Raw genomic sequence first — 12,991 nt, forward strand, 5'->3', positions numbered from 1 at the left:
GCTCTTTTTTTTACGCGAAATAAAATATTAAACATTTCAAAAACAGAGTTTTAAAATAAATTCAAAACAATATTGAGAAAGCATAAATACAGTGTAGTAGTGATGTGAAAATGTTAAATTTTGGCGAAGTTGTACTACATCAACATATTTGCTCCAGGGAAATAACCAACTGTATTTTAAACAAACACCAAAAATTTACGATATGAGGAATCTATCCGCATTATTTTTGACATCCATGGTCGTCTCGGTTGCCTATGGACAAACTTCTATACAAGGGGTAGTCAAAGATGGCTCAAGCATGGTATCCATGCCCGGGGTCACCATTAGTATTAAAGGGAAAACAGTATCTACAAAAACCGACGCAACGGGGAAATTTCAGATCAATGCCTCTCCTACCGATTCATTGGTATTTAACTTTCTAGGTTACCGTACACAAACGGTATACATCGGAAACCAAACGCAACTCAGCGTTTTTCTAGAGAATGAAAATAAAGCATTAGAAGAGGTTGTTGTCATCGGTTACGGTACGCAAAAAAAGGCTGACCTGACGGGATCAATTAGCTCCTTAAAATCATCCGACATCACTAAACAGCCCGCGATGTCAGCCATGCAATCCATTCAGGGTAAAGCCGCGGGGCTAAATATTGTTGCCAATGAAGCACCGGGATCTTCACCAAATGTCATTATTCGGGGTTTGGGAACCGCATTGTCAGGAAGGAATCCTTTATATGTAGTTGATGGTATCGCACAAGATGATATTAATAATATCAATCCTTCGGATATTGAATCTATGGATGTATTAAAAGATGCTTCTTCGGCTTCCATCTATGGATTAAGAGCTGCAAATGGTGTCATTATTGTAACCACAAAAAAAGGTAAAGCGGGTACTGTTAGCATCAATTACGAAAGTTATGCTGGAATGAAGAAAATTCTCAATCGTGTAAAAATGGCCAATGGGGATCAATTCAGGACCTACTTTAATGAAAATTTGCAATCTCTTGGAATAACCAATTGGGAAATAAAAGAAAAACAGCCTAATAACACCGATTGGTATGACGAATTGATCAAGACTGGATCGGTATTTAACAATGCTGTAAACATCGCTGGTGGTACCGAAAAAGTCGATTATTTTGTTTCAGCAAACAACTTTACTGAAAATGGTATTCTGGATGGGTCCAAATATGTTCGTAATACGATACGTAACAACAATGTTTATAAATTTTTAGAAAATAGGCTGAAGTTTTCGCAAAATCTCAATTTAACCTTGACAAATGCTACACCAAAGCCCAATAGCGCTTTTACAACGGCATATAAACAGTCGCCATTAGTTCCTTTAACGTATTCCAATGGCCGTTATGGGATTGGCCGGGTGAATCAAAATACCGGAATAGTTGGTATAGATGGAACAAGTGGACAAACCATAGGAAATTTAAATACAATTGGCAACCCTGTTTATGAGGTTCTCAGACAAAATGAACGAACAAATACGTTACGACTTCAGGGGAGCTTCGAAGGTGAATTTAAAATTACAGACTATTTAAAAATAAATTCACGCATTGGGGCAAACAAATTCTACTCAAAACAACGTGTCTTCACTGACATTAAAGATCGTTGGCTCAATGCAAATCCTTTACGAGCAGAAAGTGAATTCTATAAAGACAAAGGAGATAGGCCAGGGAATACCGATTACGCTGATAACAGTTTGAAATACGAAAATCTTGAACAGTTCAGATGGTCATGGGAAAACTTCTTAACATTTAACAAGACATTTGATAAGCACAATATCGAAGCTGTGGTGGGGATGTCTCGCGAAAAATATGACATTAACAGTATGAATAGCCAAATGGGCTATAATGTTCCAGAACAAGAGCAGTATTGGAATATCAATTTAGCAAAAGGAAAATCAGATGGTTATGACATCGTTTCATTGCAGACGTACTATACGCCTAGAGCCCTAGCTTCTTATTTTGGTCGAGTACAATACAATTATGACAGCCGTTATTATTTAACTGCAACCGTACGCAGGGATGCTTCAAGTGTATTTCGTAACTCGGGCAAATATTGGGGAACATTTCCATCCTTTGGTTTTGGCTGGACTGCATCCAACGAACAATTCATGAAAGACATCAGTTGGATCAACTTCTTAAAAGTCAGAGCAAACTATGGACATTTAGGTAACCAGAATATTCCTTTAAATGTGTATAATATTTTCTCAAGTCCAGAAAGTTCTAATTACAATTATGTTTTTGGCCCTGAACAGAATATGGTATACGGTAGTGCAAAAGGAACACCACCAGTCGACCTGAGCTGGGAAGTCACTAAGGAAGCTGGTCTCGGAATTGACTTCACGCTGTTCAATAATCTATCAGGATCTGTAGATTATTACCATAAAAAGAATACCAATACCATTCTAGACGTCACCCCAATCTATTCTTCGCCAGACGAAAAAAACTATTATGCCCATGGCGCCAAGGTATTAAATCAAGGAGTTGAAGCCGCATTAAATTGGAACAAAAGTATATCTCCAGATTTTAGCTATTCCGTGGGTGTCAACTATTCCTATAACAGCAACAAAGTAACAGATGTTGTCCATACTTATGATGGTGCTACTGGTGGAAGTTTGAACAATGGCGAAATAACGAAACAGTTACGGGTCGGACAGCCAATTTACGGTTGGTGGATGTTTGAATCCATCGGTGTATTTCAGGATGCGGATGATATCGCGAATAATCCTTCCTTCGGACCTGCTAAGCCAGGTTATCTAAAATATAAAGATCAAAATGGTGATGGTGTAATTGATACAAGAGATAAAAAATTCTTTGGTTCATTTATACCAAGTTCAACATACGGCATTAATCTTGGCATCAATTACAAAGCTATTGATTTCAATATTTCGGGTTATGGTGTTGCGGGAAATAAGATTTATAACGGAATGAAAAGTACGCGTACTGATGGCGGAGAAAATATTGCGCTGTCAACTTTTGAGAACCGTTGGACCGGTCCCGGCTCTACCAACGTCCACCCGGGTGCTGAAAGGGCAATTTGGGCTTCAAGTTATTTCTTAGAATCCGGCAGTTACTTCCGCATCAACAACATTACTGTGGGCTATACTTTTGATAAACTTTATAACTCAAAATCAAAATTGCGACTTTATGTAACCGCTCAGAATCCATTTATGTTTACCAACTATAGTGGCTTCTCTCCAGAATTGGCTGGTGACGGCAGTCCCAACCTCACTTCAGGCATAGAGCTTTCGGCTTATCCGACTACGCGCAATTTCCTTTTTGGACTTAACATGCAATTTTAATCTTTAAAATTACAACATCATGAAAATTAATAAACTCTATATAGCGATCGTGCTGAGTGCCGGTTTGACATTACATTCCTGCAAAGACAGCAAATTTTTAGATGTGCCTTCAAAAGAAAACGTTGAAGCAGAAGATAGTGGAACCGTCTATACTCCCGAGCAATTTGTGAACGGTGTGTACGGTATGTTTACGGATTGGGATTATGCGTTTTCTTTTTTAGGTATAACTGAAATGATTTCAGATAATGCGGACAAAGGAAGTTCCTCAACAGATTCAGGAGGTGACAAATTATTATTGGATAATCTTACTTACACATCCACCGCCGGTTCATTTCAATCGATGTGGGCACGCTGGTATAAATCTATCGGTCGCGCGACGAGAGCCATCGAATATACAGAAAGTTATGGTTTAACCGACGAGGCCTATAAAAACAGACTTATCGGAGAGGCTAGGTTTCTTCGGGCACTCAACTATTTTTATTTGGTACGCGGCTGGGGAGATGTACCAATTCAAGAACGTGACTATATCAAAAGAGAGCCCGCAGCCGAAGTTTATGCTCATATTGAAGCTGATCTTCAATTTGCTATTAACAACCTGCCTATTAAATCTGCTTATGCAGCTAAGGACCTGGGGAGAGCGACAAAAGGTGCGGCTCAAGGTTTGTTATCGAAAGTAGCGTTGTATCAAAAGAAGTGGCAACAAGCCGCCGATCTAGCAAAAGCAGTTATCAATTCTGGGGGGTACAGCCTAGAAACTGATTATGCTAAAATTTGGAGACTGGAAGGTGAGAATGGTCCTGAATCTTTATTTGAGTGGCAAGCACGCGGAACATCCATTGCACACGGTATCCAACAATATAGCCAGGTGCAAGCTCCTCGTGGTGGTGCGGTTAATCTAGGATGGGGCTTTAATATTCCAAGCCAAAATTTGTTGGATGCTTTTAATGCCGAAAAAGACAATATCCGTCGGGATGCAACCATTATTTTTAGAGGTGAAACCCTTTACGATGGTAGACTAATTGACAGTGGAGTGGAAAATCCAATGTATAATGAAAAGGCTTATTCTTCGGCGAATGGTGGAGCTGGTGATACAGATAAAAATGTACGTTACCTGCGGTTGGGTGAAATTTACTTAATATTAGCAGAGGCTTCCAACGAATTAGGAAACAGTAATGAGGCTTTAAACGCTTTAAACACTATACGTAAACGGGTAAAGTTAGCCGAAATAACTACTACAGATCAGGCACAGCTCCGTCAATTAATCTGGAAGGAAAGGCGTCTCGAACTAGCCTTTGAACATGATCGCTGGTTCGATCTTATACGAACACAACAAGCAAAAACTGCAATGGCCGCGAATGGAAAAACTTTTCAGGATAAAATGTTGCTTTTCCCGATTCCGGAAGAGCAACGTATCCAAACGCCAGAAATGCCGCAAAATCCTGGCTGGTAACACAAAAAATAACTCCGTTCAAACGGCTTTTAGCCGTTTGAACATTTTTTAGACTTTAAACAACATATCCATGAGAAATCGAATAGCATATACTTACCTAACCGGTATTGCTTTGGCCCTTCTTCTCAGCAGTTCATGCCGAAACACTTCCTCCGTCAGTACTGAGAATGCGTCCAACGGTGATTCTATAAGCCACCCTATTATCAATGAAGATTCTTTGTTAACAAATATCCAGCAACAGACCTTTCAATATTTCTGGGAAGGTGCCGAACCAACATCGGGATTGGCACGTGAACGTATTCATATGGACGGTGTCTACCCTGAGAATGATCGTAATGTTGTGACGATCGGTGGTAGCGGTTTCGGTCTTATGAGCATGATTGTCGCCATGGAACGTGGATTTATCAGCCAAGAACAAGGGGTTCAAAAGTTGGATCACATCATGAATTATTTGGGCAAAATCGAACGATTCAAAGGCGCATGGGCACATTGGTATGATGGCGAACTGGGTACAGCCAAGCCTTTTAGTGAAAAAGACAATGGCGGAGATATTGTTGAAACTGCGTTTCTAGCACAAGGCTTACTGACGGTTCGTGAGTACCTGAAGGACAAAAGCGATGCGGCCAAAGCCGTTGCACAAAAAGCAGATAAACTCTGGAAAGAAATCGATTGGAATCACTATACAAATGGACAGAATGTGCTTTATTGGCACTGGAGCCCTAAATTTAACTTTCAGCAAAACCATCCAGTCAGAGGGTATGATGAATGTTTGATTACCTATATTTTGGCAGCTTCTTCTCCCTCCCACCCTATTGCTCCCAGTGTATACCATGAAGGATGGGCAAGATCTGGCGGGATTAAAAGCACGGCTAAAAAATATGATATTCCGCTAGCAATTAAACAGAATGCTAAAGAAGGCGAAGTAGGCCCTCTTTTTTGGGAACACTATTCTTACTTGGGATTAAGCCCAAAAGGCCTAAAAGATCAATATGCTGATTATTGGGAGGTAACCAGCAATCATGTCAAAATAAATTTAGCTTATGCCAAGCTCAACCCTAAAGGCTATAAAGGCTATGGGCCCGACAAAGGCTGGGGCTGGACAGCCAGTTATTCCATCAAAGGCTACGATGCACACCATCCGGACAACGATCCCGGCGTAATCTCGCCAACAGCAGCCTTGTCTTCCATGCCCTACACTCCGCACGAAAGTATCCAATTTGCGCAATACCTAAATAATCAATTGAGCGATAAAGTTTGGGGCAAATATGGCTACTATGATGCCTATAGCGAAACTGCCAACTGGTTTCCGCAACGTTATCTCGCGATCGATCAGGGACCTATTGTTGTCATGATCGAAAACTACAGAACAGGAAAAATCTGGGACTTATTCATGCAAGCACCGGAGATTCAGCAGGGATTGAAAAAACTTGGTTTTACGAGTCCCTATCTAAAGTAGTGGTTAATTTGGAATCATTTTTAATCTGTCACACGTTGAAAATGGTTCCACCCACGAAAATATAAAATTATCAACAACGGGCTCGATAATCTACCTCAAGCTTATTTTATAAATAAATATTACAATCAGCAACCAAATCAGGTGTTATGCGCTCAATTAAAATATTTAGTTCATAACGTATAAAAAAATAATACAATGAAAAAAGTAGTAGGAACATTCCTTCTTGCATTTCTAGGCTGGCATGTAAGTCCCGCACAGTCAACTCAAAAAATGGATGAGTTCATTAACCAGCTTATGGCCAAGATGACAGTCGAAGAAAAGATCGGGCAGCTAAATCTTGTTACCGGCGGCGAGGCGACAACTGGAACAACGGTTTCCACAGACGTGGAAGCTAAAATTCGAAATGGCCAGATTGGAGGTATCTTTAGTATGAGTACACCATCCAAAATTCGTAAGACCCAAGAAATTGCAATCAAGCAGTCCAGACTCAATATCCCGATTATCTTTGGGATGGATGTCATACACGGCTACCGCACTGTTTTTCCTATTCCATTGGGACTTGCAGCTACATGGGATATGGGCTTAATTCAACAATCTGCCCGCATAGCGGCAGAAGAAGCGACAGCAGATGGCATTAATTGGGCATTTTCGCCGATGGTGGATATTTCCAGAGACCCGAGATGGGGACGTATTTCCGAAGGCGCAGGTGAAGATACTTACCTAAGTTCAAAAGTTGCTGAGGCTATTGTCCATGGCTTCCAAGGGGATAATTTAGCAGCACACAACACGATGATGGCCTGTGTCAAACATTTTGCACTCTACGGCGCAGCAGAAGCCGGACGGGACTATAATAGCACGGACATGAGCCTCCATCGCATGTACAATGAATATCTACCGCCTTACAAAGCAGCTATAGATGCCGGAGCCGGCAGTATAATGACCTCCTTCAACGATATTAATGGCGTACCCGCATCAGCCAACAAATGGTTGATGACCGATGTGCTACGCAAGCAGTGGGGTTTTAAGGGCTTAGTTGTAACAGATTATACGGCGGTCAATGAACTCACAGCGCACGGCCTCGGCGATCTACAACAAGTCTCAGCATTAAGCCTGAACGCAGGTATTGACATGGATATGGTGGGCGAAGGTTTTCTCACAACACTAAAAAAATCGCTTGACGAAGGCAAGGTTAAACTCGCTGATATCGACAGAGCTTGTCGTTTTGTGTTGGAAGCAAAATATAAATTAGGACTATTCGAAGATCCATACCGTTATTGTAATGATCAGCGTGCAAAAAGTGTGATAGGTTCGGCTGCCAATCATGCTAAAGCAAGAGAAATTGCCGCTAAATCATTCGTTTTGTTGAAAAATGAAAATCAGATTCTTCCGTTAAAAAAAACGGGCACAGTTGCCGTCATTGGCCCTTTAGCCAATTCAGGAGCGAATATGCCGGGTACTTGGAGCGTGAGTGCAGAATTAGAGAAAACAGCATCATTAGTAGAAGGGATGAAGGCGGTGCTGGGTAATAAAGTAAATATCCTCACACATCTTGGAACTAATCTGCTGGAAGATTCTACCTACCAAAAGCACGCGACAATGTTTGGGCGTACAATAGTAAGAGATCCTCGGAAAGAAGAAGAAATTATCGCAGATGCCGTAAAAATTGCTCAACAATCAGATGTTGTTGTTGCTGCGCTTGGAGAATCTTCAGAAATGTCCGGAGAAAGCTCAAGCCGCTCCGAGCTGGACATACCTAAAAATCAACAAAATCTTTTGAAAGCATTATTGGCGACCGGAAAGCCAGTCGTGCTTGTCTTATTTACCGGTAGACCGCTTACGCTTACTTGGGAGGATGCTCATGTACCTGCAATATTAAATGTTTGGTTTGGTGGATCGGAAACAGGAAAAGCAGTTGCTGACGTACTATTTGGTGATGTTGTTCCTTCAGGTAAAATTACAGCGACCTTTCCTAGAAATGTGGGGCAAATTCCGATTTATTATGCACATAAAAATACAGGAAGACCTTATGGAAATTCCGGGGATTTTGAAAAGTTTAAATCGAATTATTTAGATGTTAGCAATTCCCCACTCTACCCTTTCGGTTACGGGTTGAGTTATACGAGCTTTGCTTATGGAGAGATTCAGCTAGATAAAAACACATTGGATAACGACGGTACCATTCAAGCACGCATTGATATTAGCAATACAGGTCATTACGACGCAGAGGAGACCGTTCAATTATATATCCAGGACCTAGTTGGTTCTGTCACCCGCCCGGTTAAAGAATTAAAAGGTTTTCAAAAGATATTTCTGAAGAAAGGCGAAGTCAGATCCGTGAAATTTGATATTCAACTTAAAGATCTCAAGTTCTTCAATAATGATCTTAATTATGTTGCTGAACCGGGGGATTTTAAAATTTACATTGGCCCCAATAGTCGAGATGTTAAGGAAGTTTCCTTCAAACTACTTTAAGCTAAAACAGTTTAAAAAAGCGATACCTTCAGAAGGTGTCGCTTTTTTTTAGAATTTGATTCATCTTTTACTTCATATTCCCATCAAATCCCTCGAATAATGTTCGAAGTTCTTGCGCTATCTCCGGATAATCCATTATGATATTTGTTCTTTCGCTTGGATCCCATGCAATATTATGTAATTCTTCTACCGCATCATAAGGTTTTCCAGATATCTGATTGACGCCAGCTGGTATACGCCTATATTTCCAATCTCCCGACCGGACAGCTTCAACATGGCCGTAGTTTACCAAAAATATCGGGCGATGTGCTGTTTTTAGATCTTCCGCTTTACCATTTAGTAAGGTATCTATCGACTGACCGTCGATATTTTTTTCTGGAAGAGGGGCCCCTGTCCATTTTGCTATCGTTGGCAACAGATCCAGATTACTTATTGCTTGTCTAAGCACCTTACCTTCCTGTGCATATCCTTTTCCGTATACGATGAATGGAACACGAACCCCACCTTCAGTAGTTTCAGCTTTCGACCCTTTAAATACACCAGCTGTGCCTACATGCCAGTTTTTGGTGGCATGGTCGTCCGACATCCGTGAAGGATAGGCAATCCAGGGACCGTTATCACTTGAGAAAATCAAAATCGTATTCTCCGCCAATCCTTTTTTCTCTACGGTCTTCCAAAGCTCGGCAAAATTATGGTCTAACTCACGCATGACTGCTCCTAACGGGCCTGCATTCTGCTGATCGGCAAACTTATTGTTTTTGTTGGCAAAAGCCAATGGAAGATGTGGGTAATTGTGCGCGTAATATAAAAAGAATGGATGATCTTTATCCTGATTTTCTATAAAATCGACTGTTTCTTTATGGTATAAGGCACTTAAATCCGAATCATCGGGCGATATTACCTCTGGCTTCCTATTTCTAAAAATTTTTATGACTGAATCTGTTTTTACATAAGGGTCACGATAATCATGGCTATATAACATACCATAAAAAAAATCGAATCCTTGCTTATTGGGATGATGATAAGCTTGTTTATCGCCAAGATGCCACTTACCGATCAGACCTGTCCGATAACCTACCTTTTTTAGCAGCTCGGCAATGGTTTCTTCTTCATCAGGTAGTCCGAGATTTGATCCCGGGCCAATTGGCGCCGGTAGATTATAACGAGAAGCATATCGTCCGGTTAGCAACGATGCCCGAGAAGGGGTACAAGAGGGGGTTGACACCATAAAGTTTGTTGCCCGCACACCTTTGCTGGCAATAGAATCCAAAAAAGGGGTTGAAATATTCGGGCTCCCATAGCAGCCGAGGTCACTATACCCTAAATCATCTGTAAGAATCAGAATTATATTGGGCCTCTTAGTTTGTGCATTAACAAATGTAGCGAAGAGAAGAAACATGGTCATTGCCATGAAAAGTTTGGTATACCGGATCATGATAGCATTATTTAATTGGAAACATTGTCGCAATATAAGAAAATACGAACAAGTGCCAACGCCAATCGAAAACTTGTTTCTATTTTGAAGACATTGAGGGAGGCGAGCGCCCCCCCTAATGCCAATTTGAGAAAAGATAAGGGAAATTATCTCTCACAAATATAAAAGATATTTCAATATAATCTACCAATTCAATAGACATTATTAAAAACACGGAAAAAATTAGATATCCTATGAACAAAAAAACTCCCGCCACGCTAATTATCAGCAATTTAAAAGTTTCTTAGATATTTATTTGAGGGACTGAAGATAGCGTTTAATTAGGATTATACCTTCCTCATGAAGTACAGTGGTTCCCTTTTGAGGCATGTGCATCTCACCCAATACCGACATTCGTCCAATAATTTTTGCCTGTTTAAGCCAGATTCCAGTTTCGTTAATCGGGCTTTCGAATCTAAGATCCAGCATAGTCATATAGGCTGTTCCCATAGGGTTATGGCAATGTGCGCAATTCACCTCCAGATAGGCTCTCGCCCTGTGCGCAGTAGATTGGCTAAGGTCATCGTAGCTAGGTAGCGAACTTAGTTTTCCCAATAGTTGAATATCTAGTATATCTTTACGTTTCAAATATTCCAACTGCTGGATTGTATCACGGTCCCGAAAGACTACCCGATTTAAATTTCTGATCTTTGGACCTATAGGTAGTATGCGATCTCCCTGGCGATGACAGGCAATACAATCTTTGCGGGAAGGAATAATATAATTTGTCTGCCTTTTTACGCTTTTACCATCCAAAAATAAAACGGGGACCGCTGCGCTGTCAGCTAGTAAGAACGCTTCATCCTGAGTCGAATTCCATTGATAGGCCGCGGCATTCCATTGCCCATTTTCGTTGATCAGAAGACGTGTTTCCAACAATAACAATTTTGATTCCTGCGGATTGGCGCTTTGCGGGTAGAAAAAAGTTTTGGCGATAATGGTACCATCCGGAAAATTTGGTAATCCATCGTCCGATGCAACTATCTTCTTTCCTTTCGGAAGAAAAATAACACGTCTTTTGTCGGCGTAGTCCGTAAACAATGCAGAAGCTAATTCGTAAGAAGTACCTTGGTCGTTGGGAACAAGATCAGCTATTTTTCCTTTAAACAATCCATATTCGGATAATTTATCCCGAAATGTGACATTATCCTTCGCAACTTTTCCCCTGTCCTTATTGTTGAGTACAATAAAAAGTATAGGTATCAGCAAAACACCCATTAAAATTAACGCTTTTTTCATGTCTCCGATATTCCTCGTCCTTTTCGCTATTTTCCATTACGTGGACGAAGATAAGACAAAAAAACAGACTTATTAAAAGGCTATTTTATCCAATCCATTGCTGATCTATTTTCTTGTATAAATGACAAGGGAACCACGGTTTATTTTTTTGATAATATTACATTTTGTCAAAAAAATAAAGCGCATTAAGGGGGCGGCACGACAAAAAAATGGTTATATTTAAATGTCATTAACCAAAACTTCGGATCCATGGAGGACATGATTCTTTATAATCGGCTTCAATTTGCCTTTACAATCACATTCCACTATCTATTTCCCCAATTGACCATGGGATTATCATTGATGATTGTTTATTTCAAATGGAAATTTCTACAGACTCACAATGAAGATTACAACAATGTTTCAAAATTCTGGATGAAGATCTTTGCGCTCAATTTTACAATGGGTGTGGTGACGGGGATTCCAATGGAGTTTCAGTTCGGAACAAATTGGGCAAAATTCTCTGAACTTACCGGTGGAATTATTGGACAGACTTTGGCAATGGAAGGAATGTTTTCATTTTTTCTAGAATCCTCTTTTTTGGGAATGTTTCTCTTTGGAGAAAAATTACTCGGTCACAAATTTCACTTTCTCGCAGGATTGATGGTATTCATTGGCTCCTGGGCCAGTGGCTTTCTGATCATTGCCACGCATTCCTGGATGCAGCACCCTGTGGGTTATGAAATTCTTGAAAACGGGAAGTTCGTACTGAACAACTTTAGTTCATTGTTTACCAACCCGTGGTTATGGCCGTCTTATCTCCATAATCAAGCGGCATCCTTAGTAACAAGTTCTTTTTTTGTTGCCTCCATCGGAGCTTTCTATCTCCTAAGCGACAGACATAGCAAATTTGGAAAGATATTCGTTAAAAGTGGCGTTGTCTTTGGCGCCATTTCATCCATTATGCTTGCATTCCCAACAGGCGATCTTGCCGCCAAAAATGTGGTTAAATACCAACCTGCTGCATTTGCAGCCATGGAAGGTATCTTTAAAACAGAGAAGGGCGGATCCGAAATTATCCTGATCGGCCAACCTGATATGGAAAACAAAAAACTTGATAATAAAATTGCTGTTCCAAATGTCTTAAGTTTCCTGACCTACCAACGCTGGGATGCTGAAATAAAAGGACTAAACGAGTTCGACGACTCATTACATCCCACGAATGTTCCCGGACTTTATTATAGCTATCATATCATGGTAGGTCTAGGTACAATATTTATCGGAATAATGGTATTGGGCAGTTTCCTGCTTTGGCGAAATAAATTGTATCAAAGCAAATGGTTGCTGTGGATTATTATGTTTATGATTCCTTTTCCTTATATCGCCAATACGGCAGGCTGGTATACATCCGAACTAGGACGACAACCTTGGTTGGTATACAATCTAATGCGTATGGTAGATGGCGTATCGCCCACGGTATCTTCTGGTAATACGTTATTTACCTTATTGGGATTTGTCGGACTTTATATTCTTTTGGGATTGTTGTTCCTTATGTTAGTATTGAAAATTATTCGAAAAGGCCCCGAGCCTCATACTCATATCGCTTTAAACTAA

General features: G+C 40.5%; 7 protein-coding genes. 5 read left to right on the forward strand and 2 right to left on the reverse strand.

Annotated elements, in window-relative coordinates:
• Positions 1 to 202: 202 nt before the first annotated feature.
• From ABTV71_RS19440 to bglX, 4 genes are all read left to right on the forward strand, one after another.
• Complete coding sequence (locus ABTV71_RS19440; protein ID WP_433900752.1) at positions 203 to 3,307, forward strand: SusC/RagA family TonB-linked outer membrane protein; 3,105 nt, start codon at positions 203 to 205, stop codon at positions 3,305 to 3,307.
• A 19-nt stretch (positions 3,308 to 3,326) separates the two neighbouring features.
• Entirely contained in the window at positions 3,327 to 4,757 is a 1,431-nt protein-coding gene (locus ABTV71_RS19445; protein WP_433900753.1) for a RagB/SusD family nutrient uptake outer membrane protein, read from the forward strand.
• A 70-nt stretch (positions 4,758 to 4,827) separates the two neighbouring features.
• The gene (locus tag ABTV71_RS19450) at positions 4,828 to 6,213 is read left to right on the forward strand and encodes a glucoamylase family protein (protein ID WP_433900754.1); all 1,386 of its coding nucleotides are present in this window, start codon (positions 4,828 to 4,830) and stop codon (positions 6,211 to 6,213) included.
• Positions 6,214 to 6,408: 195 nt separating this feature from the next.
• Positions 6,409 to 8,685 carry a beta-glucosidase BglX gene (gene bglX, locus ABTV71_RS19455; RefSeq protein WP_121123775.1) on the forward strand — a complete coding sequence of 759 codons (2,277 nt, stop codon included), beginning with the start codon at positions 6,409 to 6,411 and terminating at the stop codon, positions 8,683 to 8,685.
• Between the two features lie 67 nt (positions 8,686 to 8,752).
• Here bglX and ABTV71_RS19460 read toward each other — a convergent pair whose 3' ends face one another.
• Both ABTV71_RS19460 and ABTV71_RS19465 read right to left on the reverse strand, forming a co-directional pair.
• Positions 8,753 to 10,120, reverse strand: a complete 1,368-nt coding sequence (locus ABTV71_RS19460) for a sulfatase-like hydrolase/transferase (RefSeq protein WP_433900755.1) — start codon at positions 10,118 to 10,120, stop codon at positions 8,753 to 8,755.
• 291 nt (positions 10,121 to 10,411) lie between these two features.
• Positions 10,412 to 11,398: a hypothetical protein gene (locus ABTV71_RS19465; protein ID WP_433900756.1), complete on the reverse strand. Its 987-nt coding sequence runs from the start codon at positions 11,396 to 11,398 to the stop codon at positions 10,412 to 10,414.
• Positions 11,399 to 11,647: 249 nt separating this feature from the next.
• Here ABTV71_RS19465 and ABTV71_RS19470 point away from each other — a divergent pair, with 249 nt between their 5' ends.
• Complete coding sequence (locus tag ABTV71_RS19470) at positions 11,648 to 12,991, forward strand: cytochrome ubiquinol oxidase subunit I (RefSeq protein WP_433900757.1); 1,344 nt, start codon at positions 11,648 to 11,650, stop codon at positions 12,989 to 12,991.

The sequence above is a fragment of the Sphingobacterium puteale genome, assembly GCF_050986225.1.
GTDB lineage: Bacteria > Bacteroidota > Bacteroidia > Sphingobacteriales > Sphingobacteriaceae > Sphingobacterium > Sphingobacterium puteale.